Source organism: Sphingobium sp. LB126 (genome assembly GCF_002795205.1).
Classification (GTDB): domain Bacteria; phylum Pseudomonadota; class Alphaproteobacteria; order Sphingomonadales; family Sphingomonadaceae; genus Sphingobium; species Sphingobium chungbukense.
Window position 1 is genome coordinate 2543584 of record NZ_NETV01000001.1, and the last position, 16028, is coordinate 2559611.

Genomic DNA, 16028 nt, shown 5'->3' on the forward strand with positions numbered 1-16028 from the left:
ATATTTGCGCCCCCCCCGTCACCCCGGACTTGATCCGGGGGTTCCGCTTTTCTTCTTTCATCTACGACTGCAAGCGACCAATGACGGCCAAACTGGCGAGCTTCCAGCATTCCCGATAGCTGCCGTTTGCAATCGCCGTTATCGTCTCGTCATGGATACTGAAACGCGGTGCTCAATGATACCTGGCAGTGCAGGAAAATCGTTTTACGTCGAACCGGATTGCTGCCTGCTGTGCGGCGTTCCAGAGTCGATCGCACCCGAACTCTTCGAGACGGGAGAACAATATTGTACCGTGAAGCGCCAGCCCGCGAATGCCGCCGAGATTGATAAAATGGTGCGTGCTATGTGGTCTAGTGAAGTGGGTTGCATCCGATACTCCGGGACAGATGAACTGATCCTCAAGAGGTTGGGTAAAGCAGGGATGTCGGGATATGCTGATGATCTGAGAGCAGCCGAAGCCGTACCCCTGAAACGGGATCGCGTTACATTCATTCCACCAGCCTCCCTTGTCGAAACAACCGTAGCCGCTACGATTGCGGAGCCGTTCCGCCGCCATCTGAGGGAAGAAGGAAACATTGTTCTGCCCGCCTTCTTAGGCCGCAAAACTGTTCGATTGTCTTGGTATGGGCGCCAATTTCATTCGGTCAGATTTGAATACGCTCAAAGGGAACGGGCTATGATCGCAACCCTCAAGTCGAAGAATGCGTTGGTTGGCCTCGCATGGCTCGTTGACGCCTGGCTTCGATCTATTGGTGCCACAATGATCGAGTGGCGCACAGACGGTAGCGCCTCGAACGACGAAAACCGCTCGACCCCGATCTAGCTAAATTACAGCATGACCGCTTTTCGGTGCGCCTGCTCCGAAACCCGACCGTCTCGAACCCACCCATGCCTACCCCAACGCTCCGCCTCCCACAACCTCCCCGAATATCCGCTACCCGCCGCCAAGGCCCCGCGCTAAAGACAGCCGCATGACCGACCCCAAGTCCATGACCGAAGCCGAAGCCGCCAACCGCCTGATGCGGCTGGCGCGCGAGATTGCGCGCCACAACCGCCTCTACCACGACCAGGACGAGCCGGAGATCGCGGACGCGGACTATGACGCGCTGGTCCGCGAGAATAACGCGCTGGAAGCCGCCTTCCCGCACCTCATCCGCAGCGACTCCCCCAACGCCCAGGTCGGCGTCGCGCCCACCTCCGCGCTCAGGAAGGTCCAGCACGCCGTCCGCATGATGAGCCTCGACAACGGTTTTGCGGATGAGGACATTGCCGAATTCGTCGCCCGCGTCCGCCGCTTCCTCGCGCTCCCCGAAGACGCGCCTGTCGCCCTCACCGCCGAGCCGAAGATCGACGGCCTGTCCTGCTCGCTCCGCTATGAGAAGGGTGAACTGGTCCTCGCCGCCACACGCGGCGATGGCACGACGGGAGAGGACGTCACCGCCAATGTCCGCACCATCCCCGACATCCCGCAACGCCTGACCGGCGACGCCATCCCCGACCTGTTCGAGGTCCGGGGCGAAGTCTATATGGCCAAGGCCGATTTCGTCGCCCTCAACGAACGGCTGCTGGCCGAAGCCGACGATCCGGAGAAGGCGCGCCAGTTCGCCAACCCCCGCAACGCCGCCGCCGGTTCGCTGCGCCAGAAGGACGCCGCCGTCACCGCCAGCCGCCCCTTGCGCTTCCTCGCCCATGGCTGGGGCGAAGTCAGTGCCGTCCCCGCGCAAACCCAGCTCGGCGTCATGCAGGCGATCGCAAGCTGGGGCCTGCCCGTCTCCGACCGCCTCACCTGCGTCGACACGCTGGAATCGCTGATCGCCCACTACCGCGCCATCGAAGCCGCCCGCGCCGACCTGCCCTTCGACATTGACGGGGTGGTGTACAAGGTCGACCGGCTCGACTGGCAGCAGCGCCTCGGCTTCGTCGCCAAGGCGCCGCGCTGGGCGATCGCCCATAAATTCCCCGCCGAGCGTGCCCAGACGACATTGGAAGCCATCGACATCCAGGTCGGCCGCACCGGCAAGCTGACCCCGGTCGGCCGCCTCACGCCCGTCACTGTGGGCGGCGTCGTCGTCTCCAACGTCACGCTCCACAATGCCGACGAGATCGCCCGCCTCGGCGTCCGCCCTGGCGACCGCATCGTCGTGCAGCGCGCGGGCGACGTCATCCCGCAGGTGGTCGACAACCTCACCCGTGATGAGCCGCGCGCCCCCTTCGCTTTCCCCGACCATTGCCCCGTCTGCCATTCGGAGGCGGTGCGCGAAGAGGGCGAGGTCGACATCAGATGCACCGGCGGCCTCATCTGTGCCGCGCAACGCTTCGAACGGCTGCGCCATTTCGTCGGCCGCGCCGCGCTCGACATAGAGGGGCTGGGCGAAAAGAGCATCGAGGAATTCCTCGATCTCGGCTGGATCACCGAACCCGCCGACATCTTCCGCCTGCGGTCCCATCGCACCGACCTGCTGGGCCGGGAGGGCTGGAAGGAGAAATCGGTCGACAACCTCCTCGCCGCGATCGAGGCCAAGCGCCGGCCCGATGCCGCGCGCCTGCTCTTCGGCCTGGGTATCCGCCACATCGGCGCCGTGACCGCCCGCGACCTGCTCAAGCGCTACACGACGCTGCCGGGCATCCATGCGCTGGCCCAGCAGGTCATCGCCCTGCGCGAAGCCACGGTCCCGGCCGAAGGGGAGGAGGAAAGCCGCTTCCGCAACCGGCTCGACAAGGCGATTGCCGAACATATCGGCGTGGAGAATGTCGGCTCGGCGGTCGGCCATGCGCTGGCGGACTTCTTCCACGAACCGCATAATGTCGAAGTCTGGAACGACCTTCTAAGCGAAGTCTCGCCGCCGGACTATGTGGTCGAAACCACCGCCAGCGCCGTCACCGGCAAGACCGTCGTGTTCACCGGCAAGCTGGAAACGATGAGCCGCGACGAGGCGAAGGCCCAGGCCGAACGCCTGGGTGCCAAGGCCGCCGGATCGGTCAGCGCCAAGACCGACCTGGTGGTGGCCGGCCCCGGCGCCGGTTCGAAACTGAAACAGGCGGCCGCGCTCGGCATCGATGTCATAGACGAGGCCGCCTGGGCCGAGATCGTCAAGGCGGCGGGGTAGGGGCACCCCGCCGACCAAGACTTTTAGGCCGTCCCTTCCAGCTTGTCCTGGGTCTGCGTTTCGAAATCGCTGGCGTCATGGCGCTCGTGCAGCTGCTCTTCCAGCGGCCCGTTGGCCTTGTTGACCATCCGCCCGCGCTTCACCGCCGGCCGCGCATCGATCTGCTCGGCCCAGCGCACCACATTCCTGTAGCTCCGGGCATCGAGGAATTCCGCGGCGTCATAGGCGCGACCCAACGCCACGCCGCCATACCAGGGCCAGATCGCCATGTCCGCGATCGTATATTCGTCGCCCGCGATATATTCGTGCTCGGCCAGTTGCCGGTCCAGCACGTCGAGCTGCCGCTTCACCTCCATGGCATAGCGGTTGATCGGATATTCCCACTTCTCCGGCGCATAGGCGAAGAAATGACCGAAGCCGCCACCCAGCAGCGGCGCCGAACCCATTTGCCAGAACAGCCAGTTGAGCGTTTCCGTCCGCTTGGCCGCGTCGGTCGGCAGGAAGGCGCCGAATTTCTCGGCCAGATAAACCAGGATGGAACCGGATTCGAACACCCGGCGCGGCGGCGAGACGCCATGGTCCATCAGCGCGGGAATCTTGCTGTTGGGATTGACGGAAACGAAGCCGCTGCCGAACTGGTCGCCATCGCCGATGCGGATCAGCCAGGCATCATATTCCGCGTCCTTCCCCGCCGCCAGCAACTCCTCCAGCAGGATCGTCACCTTCTGCCCATTGGGGGTGGCGAGCGAATAGAGTTGCAGGGGGTGCTTGCCGACCGGCAGGTCCTTGTCATGGGTGGGACCGGCGATAGGCCGGTTGATATTGGCGAACGCACCGCCATTTTCCTTGTCCCAGGTCCAGACGCGGGGCGGGGTATAGCTGTTGTTATCAGTCATTCGGGCGATCCCTTGATAGGCTGCGAACGAGGCGACGGGTGGCGGGGGCGCCCATCGGCCAGCGCTAGTGGATTGATTCCAACACTTGGTGCCCGCGCCTCACAGAGGCGATAATTTCGTTTGGATCGGCCTTCCAGACGAAGGGGCGCGGGTCCTGGTTATGTTCCTTGATGAAGCGATTGATGGCAGCCTGTAGATCGACGACGGAATGAAAGACGCCGTTCTTCAGGCGGCGTCTCGTGAGCTTGGCGAAGAAGCCCTCGACGGCATTGAGCCACGAGCAGGACGTCGGAACAAAGTGAAAGGTCCAGCGCGGATGTCTGGCCAACCAGGCACGGACCTTGGGCTGCTTGTGGGTCGCGTAATTGTCGAGAATGACGTGGATGGCCTTGTCCGCGGGCATCTCGGCTTCGATGGCGTTCAGGAAACGGATGAACTCCTGATGCCGGTGCCGCTGCATATTGCGGCCGATCACGGAGCCATCCAGGACATTGAGCGCGGCAAACAAGGTTGTGGTCCCGTTACGCTTGTAGTCGTGCGTCATGGTTGCCCCGCGCCCCCGCTTCAGCGGCAAGCCCGGTTGGGTGCGGTCGAGCGCCTGGATCTGGCTCTTTTCGTCGACTGACAACACAATGGCGTGGGCAGGCGGCGAGACATAGAGCCCGACGACATCGTGCAACTTCTCGGCGAACGCCTTGTCGTTGGACAGCTTGAAGCTGCGCCACCGATGGGGCGCCAGACCGTGGTCGTGCCAGATCTTCACAACCGACGATGCCGCGATACCAATGGCTTTGGCCATCGCACGCACCGTCCAATGCGTGGCCTCATGGCTGGGCGGTTCCAGCGTCAGCGCGACGACCTTGTCGACCAAAGCCGCATCGAGAGGAGCGATCCCCGGAGGCCGGGTCTTATCGCGCAGCAGCCCATCCACCCCTTCGGCCATGTACCGTTCCTGCCAGCGCCAAACGCATGTCTTCGATTTTCCCGTCGCCGCCATGATCGCCTGGGTTCCCAAGCCCTGCGCCGTCAAGAGAATGATGCGCGCCCGCCAGACATGCTTCTGCGCCGAGCCGCGCGCCGCGACGATCGCCTCAAGCCGCTTCGTGTCCGGTGCGGTGACCTCTATCGCGATACCCGTTCGCATGCCCCATCGTCGCACGACGACGATGGCATGGGAATCCCTCAAACGGACTCATTCGTTCCGATCAATCCACTAGGTAGGGATTGCGTCCGCCCGGCACAAACCCGCCCGATCAAAAAAAAGGGCGGCCCAAGGGAGGCCGCCCTTTTTCCTTCCTTTCCCCTGGTCGAGGATCAGAACTTGAAGTTCGCCCCGACGCGGTACGTCCGGCCGATCAGACCCGGCAAGTGCCAGGAGGCCAGATAGTTGGGCTGCGACGTATAGAGCGTGTTCGCATAGAGCGGTGCCCCGGCATTGGTGAAGTTGCCGATGAAGCCGAAGAAGCTGAAATTCTCGTTCACCTCCACCGTCGCGTTCAGATCGGCATAGACGAAGGTCTTGATCTTGCAGAACGAGTTGCCGCCAGAGCCATCCTTGTAGATCGTCGCCGCGCACGAGGTGTCCAGATTGCCCTGGTCCGTCGCAACGCCCTTCATGCTGCCCACATAATAGGTCGTCGCGGTCAGCGAGACCTTGCCGACGGTCAGCGTGTTCTGCCAGTTGCCGCGCCACTTCGGCGTGCCGCCGCCTGACGAGAGATCCGCCGGGCCGACCGTGCCGACGAAGCGCTGCACCTTACCGTCGTCGAGGTGGCGATTGAACTTCAGCGTGGCCTGCAGGTCCAGACGGCTCTGGAACTGCACGTTGTCGCTGATATCGAACTGGGCATTGGCCCCGAACTGCAAGCCCGTCGTGACATCGAAGTTCGCATTCACATAAGGCGCATTGACCACCAGCAGACGCGGCAGCGCGTTGAGCGCGAACGGATCGGCGCCGTCGATGACGTTGCACGAATAACCGGCGGCGACCGCCGCCACCGCGGCGCACCCGGCGGCCGAGGCCGCATCCGCCGAGGCGAAGGTCTGGCCCGCGACCGAGTAGTAGGCTCTGATTGCATTGCCCGTAAGCGGCCCCGTCACGATCAGATCCGTCTTCTTGACGTTGAAATAGTCGGCGGTGAAGCTGATGTTCCGGGTCGGCTCGAAGACCACGCCCAGCGTAAAGCTGCGCGACTTCTCCGGCTTGATGTCGGGATTGCCGACATAGCCTCGGCCAAGCGAGTAATTGGCGATGTACGCGGCGTTGGCAGCATGGGCCTGGCGGAACGCGACGGCGTCGGGCGAAGTGCTCGGGTTGAAACCGACGAAGCCCGAGTAGGAGCTGCGCGGATCGATCTCGGCAAAGGTCGGGGCGCGGAAGCCTTTCGAATAGGTGCCACGGAACGAGATCTGCTTGATCGGGGTGAACTTGGCGCCGAACTTGGGCGAGAAGTGGCTGAAGCCTTCCGAATAGTGATCGTAACGGCCCGACGCGTTGACTTCGAGCGAATCCAGGATCGGGGCGTCGATTTCGAAATAGCCGGCCCAGACATCACGGTTGCCATAGGCCTGCGCCGTCGAAAGGCCCGGCACGTCGAGGTTCGGGTTGGCGCTCCGGTTGGTCAGCTTCTCCTTGCGATACTGACCGCCCACGGCGATCTGGAGGTCGCCGCCCGGCAGGGTGAACAGCTTGCGGCTGAGCGAGGCATCGACCGTGAATTCGCTCGAGTTGGAGAGCGAGGTGATCGGCGGCAGCACGGAATCGCGGACGGCCTGCGAATTCAGGCTCGGATTGACAAAGTTGTACGATCCGGTGTTGATCGCCTGTGTGAGGCCCGCAACATTGGCCCAGCCCTGCTGGATCAGCTTCAGGTCGTCGCGCGAATAGCCCGCCTCCAGATTCCACTTCCAGCTGTCGCCGAATGTGCCGTTGAGGCCGCTGGTGATGCGATACAGTTCGTTGGTGCGGACCGAACCCGCCTTCACGTCGCCGAACAGATAATAGATGCGCGCCGCGCCGGCTGCGGGGTTGTTGGCGAAGGCGGCTGCATAGGGGTTGTTCGGGTTCAGCGTGCGACCGGGCGTCGCCGGATCGGCGCAGTTGACGCCCGACGGACAGATCCACACGGGCAGCACGATGCCGGGATTCTGCGTCGAGGTCGACGGCGAGCCGCCGAATGCCTGATTCTGCCGGATGGCACGGGGAATCAAGGTGATGTCGACCTTGTTGTGCGAATAGCTGCCCGCGACATAGCCCTCGATATCGTCGCTCAGCCGGAAGCTGAAGCGGGCAACGCCGGCATAGCGTTCCTGCTTGGGCAGGATCTGGATATATTCGCGGGTCAGGTCATGCGCGCAGGCCGTGCCGACGCGCGTCCCCGTATTTTCGGAATATGTGCCGAATGGGCAGTTCCCGAGCGGTGTCAGCGAGGTGAAGAGCGCTGGCGTCGTGGCGTTCGCCACACTGCCCGCCAGCGGGTTGTTGAGGTCGGTCTGGGTCACGCGCGTGACGACCGCATTGGTTGTCGCGGTGCCCAGCGTGTCGTCGGCGCGGTTGTTGTCGACACCTCCTATGGCACGCAGGTCCAGCGTGTTGAACGGGAAGCCGCGCGAATTGGCCGTGACCTTGCCGCCCTTCTCATATTCGCCGCCGATATAGACGTTCCAGCCCTGGCTGTCATAGTCGCCATAGCCGGCCAGCAGGCGCAGGCGGTATTTCTGGCCGTCGCCCTCTTGCGAGATGCCGGACTCGGCGCCGCCTTCAAGTCCCGTGAACTGCTTGCGGGTGATGATGTTCACCACGCCGCCGATCGCGTCGGCGCCGTAGGTCGACGATGCGCCGTCCTTCAGCACTTCGACCCGCTCGACATTGACCTGCGGGATGCTGGCGAGATCGACATAGCTATTGTGGCCGTCGTCGCTGAGCGGGAAGTTCGCGGACCGCAGGCCGTCGACCAGCACGAGCGTCGAGGAGACGCCCAGATTGCGCAGCGAAACGGCGGAGCCGCCGGCCGAAAAGCCGCTGGTGAAGCCGATGCCGATCGAGCCCGCGCCATCGGCCGACGCCTGACGGATCGCGTCGGCCATGTTGGTGACGCCCGCGCGCGTAAGCGTTTCGGAGGTGATCACGCTGACGGGTGACGGCGTTTCCGCATTCGCACGGCTCAGCAGCGACCCTGTGACGACGATGGTTGCGCCCTCGTCGGGTGCGGTCGCGGTCTGTGGTGACGACTGGGCCAAAGCGGGCGCTATCCCGGTAGCGGCAATGGCGAAGGCAGACATGGCGGCCCCGTGGCGCAGCCCGGCGAATCTCTTCTTCATAGACTTATATGTTCCCCTGTTGCGCGCGTGCCGGTCTTCGTGTCGGTCATCGCGCGACCCCTGCGATAGGCCATATAGGATATGGCTGGGGGAAGGGTGCCTTTCTGTTTTATGCTCGTAAAGCAATATCCTCGGTCTGCTTTGAGCCGCTTGTCGCATTTTCCGCACGTTGAAGTATATCTGCAACAGTTTCCGGCGTTTGGCGGGACGGTTCCGGGCCAAGGGCGCCGTCTCCAACTCTTGATCTGACGAGATCGCGACCGGGGGCCAGACCGGGCTGGGGAAAATTTCGGCATAAAAATTCCATGGTCCCCTTGACCCTCGGTCCGGCCGATCCATATGAAACGGCGCTGGCACTCCCTGATAAGGAGTGCTAACAGGCACGGGTTCATAGGGAGAAGGATTGCGGAGTCGCCGTCCATGGCGGTTCCACCTCATCCCATTCAAACGTCGTAAAGAGGGAAAGGCACACAACATGGCATTTCGTCCGTTGCATGACCGCGTTCTCGTCCGCCGCGTGGAAGCGGAAGAGAAGACTGCCGGCGGCATCATCATCCCCGACACCGCCAAGGAAAAGCCGCAGGAAGGCGAGATCGTCGCCGTCGGCACCGGCTCCAAGTCGGAAGACGGCAAGGTCACCCCGCTGGACGTCAAGGCCGGCGACCGCATCCTGTTCGGCAAGTGGTCGGGCACCGAGGTCAAGGTCGACGGTGAAGACCTGCTGATCATGAAGGAATCGGACATTCTGGGCGTCGTCGCGTAAAGCGGCGAACCCGAAGGTCATTCCTGTTTTCCGCGATTTTCCGACACCAGCAACGGTGTGAACTTCGCAAGATTTGCAATTCTCAAAGAGAGGTAGAAGATCATGGCAGCGAAGGACGTAAAGTTTTCGCGTGACGCTCGTGAGCGCATCCTGCGCGGCGTCGACATCCTGGCCGACGCGGTCAAGGTGACCCTGGGCCCCAAGGGCCGCAACGTCGTCATCGACAAGAGCTTCGGCGCCCCCCGCATCACCAAGGACGGCGTCAGCGTCGCCAAGGAAATCGAACTGAAGGACAAGTTCGAGAATATGGGCGCGCAGATGGTCCGCGAAGTTGCTTCGAAGACCAACGACATCGCCGGTGACGGCACCACCACCGCCACCGTCCTGGCCCAGGCGATCGTGCGCGAAGGCATGAAGTCGGTCGCCGCCGGCATGAACCCGATGGATCTGAAGCGCGGCATCGACCTTGCCGTCGCCAAGGTCGTCGAAGACGTCAAGGCGCGCTCGAAGCCGGTTTCCGGTTCGCAGGAAGTCGCCCAGGTCGGCATCATCTCCGCCAACGGTGACGTCGAAGTCGGCCAGAAGATCGCGGAAGCGATGGAGAAGGTCGGCAAGGAAGGCGTCATCACCGTGGAAGAGGCCAAGGGTCTCGACTTCGAACTGGACGTCGTGGAAGGCATGCAGTTCGACCGCGGCTACCTGTCGCCCTACTTCATCACCAACCCGGAAAAGATGGCTGTCGAGCTGGCTGATCCGTACATCCTGATCCACGAGAAGAAGCTCTCGAACCTTCAGTCGATCCTGCCGATCCTCGAAGCCGTGGTTCAGTCGGGCCGTCCGCTGCTCATCATCGCGGAAGACATTGAAGGCGAAGCGCTGGCGACCCTGGTCGTCAACAAGCTGCGCGGCGGGCTGAAGGTCGCTGCGGTCAAGGCTCCGGGCTTCGGCGACCGCCGCAAGGCCATGCTGGAAGACATCGCCGTTCTGACCAAGGGCGAAGTGATCTCCGAAGACCTCGGCATCAAGCTTGAGAACGTCACGCTCGGCATGCTCGGCACCGCCAAGCGCGTCACCATCGACAAGGACAACACCACCATCGTCGATGGCGCCGGTGATGGCGAAGCGATCAAGGGCCGCACCGAGCAGATCCGCGCTCAGATCGAGACCACCACGTCCGACTATGACCGCGAAAAGCTCCAGGAGCGTCTGGCGAAGCTGGCTGGCGGCGTGGCCGTCATCAAGGTCGGCGGTGCGACCGAAGTCGAAGTCAAGGAGCGCAAGGACCGCGTCGACGACGCGCTGCACGCGACCCGCGCAGCCGTTGAAGAAGGCATCGTCCCCGGTGGCGGCACGGCCCTGCTGTACGCGACCAAGGCTCTGGATGGCCTGAAGGGCGCGAACGACGACCAGACCCGCGGCATCGACATCATCCGCAAGGCCATCGAAGCGCCGCTGCGCCAGATCGCCCAGAATGCGGGCGTCGACGGCGCCGTCGTCGCCGGCAACCTGCTGCGCGAAAATGACGAGACCAAGGGCTTCAACGCCGCGACCGACACCTATGAGAACCTGGTTTCGGCCGGCGTGATCGACCCGACCAAGGTCGTGCGCGCTGCTCTGCAGGACGCGGCTTCGGTCGCCGGCCTGCTGATCACCACCGAAGCCACCATCGCCGAACTGCCCGCCGACGACAAGGCGCCGATGGGCATGCCCGGCGGCGGCATGGGCGGCATGGGCGGCATGGACTTCTAAGTCCACCTCCGTCGCCTGCAAGCGAACCGAGAAGGCCGGTGGAGCGATCCGCCGGCCTTTTTCGCGCCCTCGATTTCCCTGTCCTACAGCGCCGCGGCTGGGCTAAGCGGAACAGGCTCGTGGATTCCTCGACCGCAATCGGCAAAGCGCAGGACATGGCGCTTTTTGTCGGCCCTGTCCCATCCAGTTCGTGACCCGGTTTCGATCGCCCCGTTCGTTGACGCTCCCCCCGCGAAGCGTAGATTGCGAGCATGGCTCCGCTTCGGCCGCTGGCGGAAAGGATGTCCCTATGACTCGCATTGCATTGCCGAGATTCCGGGCACGGCGATTGGCCCTGATCGCCATGGCGCTTTCCCTGGGCAGTGCATTTCCCGCATTCGCCCAATATGCCATCCTTCCCGAGGGCATGGCGATCCCGCTCCAGACGCGCGAGGACATCTCCTCCAAATCGGCCCGGACCGGGGATGAGGTGGAACTGGCGGTAGCCAAGCCGGTGACGATCGGCGGGGTCGTCGTCCTGCCCGCCGGAACATCTGCGGTGGGGGAAGTCACGCGAGCGAGGGATAACGGCCTGCTCGGCCGTTCCGGCAAGCTCGACATCCGGGTCGACCGGCTGAAGGTCGGGCAGCTCGACATTCCCGTGCGCGGCCAGCGCAATGCCAAGGGCAAATCAGGCACATTGGGATCGGTGGGGGCGGGGATCGTCTTTCTGCCGCTTGCCATATTGGTGCGGGGCAAGGATGTGAAGTTGCCCGCCGGAACGGTTTTCGACGTCTATGTCGATCAGGAGGTTCATATCCCCACGACGACGCCTGCGATCATGCCCGAAGCCGCGCCGCCGGCGCAAAGCCCGGCCAGCCCGATCCGCTCCGTCGATCCCAATGAGGCCCTGACGCAATGAGGCCCTGACGCAATGAGGCCAGGCTGAAGCCGCCTATCGGGCCGCGATCACCATCATGTGCATCTGCGCCCGCACCTCGAAGCCCAGCGTGCGGTACAGCGCCACCGTCGCTTCATGCGCGGCATAGGCGTGGAGGAAGGGCGTCTCGCCCCGCTCCAGCATGGCGCGGCCGACCAATTGCATCAGACCCTTGGCATAGCCCCGTCCACGATGTTCCGGATGGGTGCACACGCCGCTGATTTCGGCAAAGCCGGGGATGCGCATCCGCTCTCCTGCCATGGCGACCAGCTTGCCCTGCTCCCTGATGCCGATGAAACGGCCCAGCCGATGGGTGAGGGGCAGGAACGGTCCGGGTTTGGTCATCAGCGCCAGGTCGCGCATCTCGGCCGCATCTTCCTCTCCCAGCAGCACGCTATCGATGGTAGGCGTGCGTCCCACCATCGCTTCCGCCACCATCTGCACCAGCATGGCTTCGCGCACAATCCGCGTGCCGGGCGGCGCAACGATCGGGTCCGGCTCGACGATCCAGGCTTCGTCATTCCCCGTTATTAATGCGGCGAGCGCTGTCTGCGCCTCGGCCCTGTCATCGGCAGCCGCTGCGAAGGGGGCGTAGCGCGGATCGGTCCGCAGGGCGCGCGCATCCCCCTGGGCCAGCGTTGACCAGCCGCTGTTGAGGGCGTTCCAGACCGGGCGATGGAGCGGATGAAGCGTCATGACGACCGCATTTTCCGCCGTTGGGCCGGGAAAGCAAGATTTCCTGTCCGTCATGGCGAAGAGAGGCGGACAATTTGACCAAATTCGTAACAGATGCGTCATTATGGAGCGCTTTGCGAAGCGCGAATTTACCAAATGGAAATCATGTTTCGCCAATGGTGCTGATGACGTGTCACGCCTTGTTCGAAACCTGATCGCCGCCATGCGAGCGCGCTTTGCGCAAGACACTCAGCACAGCGCTGAAGTGCAGGCGAATCTTGTCAAAGCCCTCTATGCGTCCCCGGCATCGCTGATGAGCGGCGCGCTGGCCGGCGGCGGCGCCAGTCTGGTCGTCGCCTATAAGGCCCAACTGGCTCAAATCACAGTGGTTTCAGTCCTGATCTGCATGGTCGGGATCAGCCGTTCGATCGCTTCGCTCTATTTCCATCGCGAACTGGCGCACCAGGACCGGCCGGCCAAGCCGATCTGGGGTTTCGCCTATGAACTGGGCGCCTGGGGCTATGCGGCGCTGCTGGGGGTCCTGGCCTTCGTCACCCTGACGCTGACCAACATGTTGACCCTGCATGTTTTGAGCGTGGGCATCGTTGCCGCTTATGCCGGCGGTATTTCGGGCCGCAATGCGGGGCGAATCCATGTTGCCGTGGGCCAGACCTGCTTCTCGATGTTGCCGACCTCCTTCGGGCTGCTGCTGGTCGGCGGGCTGCCCTATACGACCCTCGGGATCATGTGCTTCCTCATGATCTTCGCCATGGCGGACATCACCCGCACCACCCATCATATCGTTCTCGACGCCTTTCAGGGAAAATATGAAAAATCGCAACTGGCGGTGAAATTCGAACGGCTGGCGCGGTTCGACAGCCTGACCGGCGTGGAAAACCGCATGGCGATGCACATGCGGCTGCGCGACTGGTTCGATTCCCGGCAATCCGAAGACGATTTGATGGCGGTCATGTGGATGGACCTGGACCGCTTCAAGGAAGTCAACGATTCGCTGGGTCATATCATCGGCGACCAGCTGCTCCGCCTGGTGGCCGAGCGGCTTTCGCATGCGTTGAACCGGCGCGGCCATGTCGCGCGTTTCGGCGGTGACGAATTCATCCTCATCTGCCCGGGCGCGGATCGTGCAATGGCGGAGGAGATAGCGTCCGACCTGCTGGCCGAATTCGTGTCCGACTTCGAAGTCGAAAATTACCATCTGAACATCACGGCATCGATGGGCATCTCCATCGCGCCGGAGGATGGCCGCGACAGCGACGAATTGCTGCAACATGCCGACATGGCGCTGTATCGCGCCAAGCATGAAGGGCGCAATCGCCATGCCCATTTCAACTGGAAGATGAAGGAACGGCAGAACCGCACCTACGAACTGGAAATGGGCCTGCGCACCGCCATCGCCAATGGCGAGCTGATGCTGCATTACCAGCCGATATTCGATGCCGCCACGGACCGCATCGCCATTTGCGAAGCCCTGATGCGCTGGGAACATCCGGTGCTCGGCCGGATTTCGCCGGCCGAATTCATCCCGATCGCGGAAAGCTGCTCGCTGATCGAGCCGATGACGCTATGGGCGCTGGAACAGGCCTGCCGCGACGCCATGACCTGGGACGAACATATCCGCGTGGCCGTCAACATCTCGCCCGCCCTGATCCGGGGCGACAATCTACCGCGCGGCGTCATGGCCGCGCTCCTGCAATCCGGGTTGAAGCCGCGCCGCCTGGAACTGGAGGTGACGGAATCGATCTTCCTGGAGGATGACGGTCGGACCCACATGATCCTCAACGAATTGCGCAGGACCGGCCTGCGGCTGGCACTGGACGATTTCGGCACGGGCTATTCGTCGCTGGGCTATCTGCGACACAATATCTTCGACACGATCAAGGTCGACCAGAGCTTCATGCGCGGCGTCGGCGAAAATTCCCGCGACCGGGCCATCGCCCAGTCGGTGGCCTATCTGGCCCGGCAACTGGACGTCGAAACCGTGGCGGAGGGGATCGAGACCGAAGAACAGCTACGCTATGCCCGCGAAACGGGCTTCACCAATGTCCAGGGTTTCGTCCTGTGCAAGCCGATACCCGCCGATCAGCTGCTGCAACGGATGCGGGGCACGACGGTCAATGAAGTCCCGACGCTGGAAGGTCGCCGGCGAGCCTGATCCTATTTGGTCAGCCGGGTCTGCGCGGAAGCGAGGCGCCGCATCATCCGCAGATCCTTGAGATCGATCTGGAGCGCGCATTCGGCCCAGTTTTCAACAATGTCCTTGAGTTCCGCATAATCGAGCGGATCGACCCGCCGTCCGGCCTCGAACACGCCGACATGGCCGGCATGATGGGCCCTGTTCGCGGCGATATAATCATGTACGGCCTGTTCGCCTTCGCCATCCTCCACCAACATGTGGACGATGCCCATGTCGTACATCGCTTCGGCGGTATAGACCTTACCGGAAAGAATCATGCGCTCGGCCATCAGCCGGCCCAGCTTGCGCGCCAGGATCGAATAGGCGCCCATGCCGGGAAACAAGCCGAACAGCATTTCCGGCAACCCGAAACGCGCGCTGCGTTCCGCGATCACGACGTCGAAGCAGAGCAGGGCTTCGAAGCCGCCACCCAATGCGTCGCCCTGCGCCAGCGCGACGGACACGACCGGCAGGTCGCCGTTGCGCCACGTCCGATGCACGACGTCGATGCAGGCATGACCATATTTGATCAGGCTGGGCAGATCGCGCTGTTCGATGCAGGCCGCGAACAGCTCCAAATCGCCGCCAAGATTGAAAACGCCCGGAAAGCGCGATCCGGCGATCATATATTTGACAGGCAGCAATCCGGCATCGAACAGCCTTTTGGTTTCCGAATACCAGGTCCGAACGTCGCGCAGCATCTGCATGCTGAAGTTGGGACGATTCGCGGGAGTCATGAACGCCCACAGCGATTGCTCGTCCGCATTCCAGCTCACATCGATCTGGCCCAGATCGAACATCGTCGACTGGCCGGTATGGGGCGTGGAAGTGAAGCTTTCCGTAGCGGTAACGAGCGCTTCATGCTCGCCCGCCGACAGAGGTGTCGAGGACAGATCGTCCATAGGCTCGTGCCTCGAATTAAATCGTCCGGAATCAATCATCTGCGCCCCCAACCTTTTCTTGGGATTGAGGTGGACAATCTTACATCCTCTGCGCAACCATCCCATAGGGTGTTGGCGGGCATTAACCATTTTTATTACGCACTGTTGCCCATAAGCCGCTGAAAAACCCTATATGTCATAGTTAACGTTGCATTAATGCAACATTTCGGGGTTAAGAAATCGGGCGAGGATCAGCGACAGGCCTTTGTTAACCTTTATTAATTAGGAAATGGGGCATGAAAACGCCCCGAAACGACATGCAGGTTGTGACCCTGCTGCTGCACGATATGCAGGGTGAGTCCTGGCGGCTGAGCCTGTCGGCCGATTGCCTTTGCTTCATAGGTAATTACCGCCGGGTGGAGGGGTTCGACATCGATGCGATCGTCGCATTTGACGGGTTGCGCAAGGACGGTTGAGGCGGTGCGCGCGGGCGGCCTTGTCTGAGGCGCCGTTCGCTCCTACAG

12 protein-coding genes are annotated in these 16028 nt (G+C 62.7%); 7 read left to right on the forward strand and 5 right to left on the reverse strand.

Translation table 11 applies throughout. The features are described from left to right. The first annotated feature begins 151 nt into the window (after positions 1–151). Both CAF53_RS27080 and ligA read left to right on the forward strand, forming a co-directional pair. The gene (locus tag CAF53_RS27080) at positions 152–823 is read left to right on the forward strand and encodes a ferredoxin (RefSeq protein WP_197707321.1); all 672 of its coding nucleotides are present in this window, start codon (positions 152–154) and stop codon (positions 821–823) included. A 148-nt stretch (positions 824–971) separates the two neighbouring features. Continuing rightward, on the forward strand, positions 972–3107 hold the full coding sequence (gene ligA / locus CAF53_RS12445; RefSeq protein ID WP_100238223.1) for an NAD-dependent DNA ligase LigA: 2136 nt from the start codon (positions 972–974) through the stop codon (positions 3105–3107). Between the two features lie 23 nt (positions 3108–3130). On the opposite strand, the gene yghU is transcribed toward ligA, so the two are convergent. The 3 genes from yghU to CAF53_RS12460 all read right to left on the reverse strand — a co-directional run bounded on the left by yghU (position 3131) and on the right by CAF53_RS12460 (position 8323). After that, on the reverse strand, positions 3131–4003 hold the full coding sequence (gene yghU, locus CAF53_RS12450) for a glutathione-dependent disulfide-bond oxidoreductase (protein WP_046763404.1): 873 nt from the start codon (positions 4001–4003) through the stop codon (positions 3131–3133). A 64-nt stretch (positions 4004–4067) separates the two neighbouring features. Next, positions 4068–5147 carry an IS630 family transposase gene (locus CAF53_RS12455; RefSeq protein ID WP_100238674.1) on the reverse strand — a complete coding sequence of 360 codons (1080 nt, stop codon included), beginning with the start codon at positions 5145–5147 and terminating at the stop codon, positions 4068–4070. 170 nt (positions 5148–5317) lie between these two features. Beyond that, entirely contained in the window at positions 5318–8323 is a 3006-nt protein-coding gene (locus tag CAF53_RS12460) for a TonB-dependent receptor (RefSeq protein WP_046763403.1), read from the reverse strand. Between the two features lie 475 nt (positions 8324–8798). On the opposite strand from CAF53_RS12460, the gene groES reads away from it, so the two are divergent. The 3 genes from groES (at position 8799) to CAF53_RS12475 (ending at position 11736) form a co-directional block, all read left to right on the forward strand. Further along, entirely contained in the window at positions 8799–9086 is a 288-nt protein-coding gene (groES, locus tag CAF53_RS12465) for a co-chaperone GroES (protein WP_025549259.1), read from the forward strand. Positions 9087–9188: 102 nt separating this feature from the next. Then, the gene (groL, locus tag CAF53_RS12470) at positions 9189–10835 is read left to right on the forward strand and encodes a chaperonin GroEL (RefSeq protein WP_100238224.1); all 1647 of its coding nucleotides are present in this window, start codon (positions 9189–9191) and stop codon (positions 10833–10835) included. A 289-nt stretch (positions 10836–11124) separates the two neighbouring features. Beyond that, positions 11125–11736, forward strand: coding sequence for a hypothetical protein (locus CAF53_RS12475; RefSeq protein ID WP_100238225.1), 612 nt, complete (start codon positions 11125–11127; stop codon positions 11734–11736). Between the two features lie 33 nt (positions 11737–11769). Here the strand turns inward: CAF53_RS12475 and CAF53_RS12480 are convergent, their stop codons facing one another. After that, positions 11770–12450: a GNAT family N-acetyltransferase gene (locus tag CAF53_RS12480; RefSeq protein ID WP_100238226.1), complete on the reverse strand. Its 681-nt coding sequence runs from the start codon at positions 12448–12450 to the stop codon at positions 11770–11772. A 244-nt stretch (positions 12451–12694) separates the two neighbouring features. On the opposite strand from CAF53_RS12480, the gene CAF53_RS12485 reads away from it, so the two are divergent. Further along, positions 12695–14602: an EAL domain-containing protein gene (locus tag CAF53_RS12485; protein ID WP_242443435.1), complete on the forward strand. Its 1908-nt coding sequence runs from the start codon at positions 12695–12697 to the stop codon at positions 14600–14602. 2 nt (positions 14603–14604) lie between these two features. On the opposite strand, the gene CAF53_RS12490 is transcribed toward CAF53_RS12485, so the two are convergent. Further along, positions 14605–15564 (reverse strand): crotonase/enoyl-CoA hydratase family protein, encoded by a 960-nt coding sequence (locus CAF53_RS12490; RefSeq protein ID WP_100238227.1) that lies wholly within the window; start codon positions 15562–15564, stop codon positions 14605–14607. Positions 15565–15800: 236 nt separating this feature from the next. Here CAF53_RS12490 and CAF53_RS12495 point away from each other — a divergent pair, with 236 nt between their 5' ends. Continuing rightward, a complete protein-coding gene (locus CAF53_RS12495; RefSeq protein ID WP_046763398.1) occupies positions 15801–15980 on the forward strand; it encodes a hypothetical protein in 180 nt (59 codons plus the stop codon). The last annotated feature ends 48 nt before the right edge of the window (positions 15981–16028 follow it).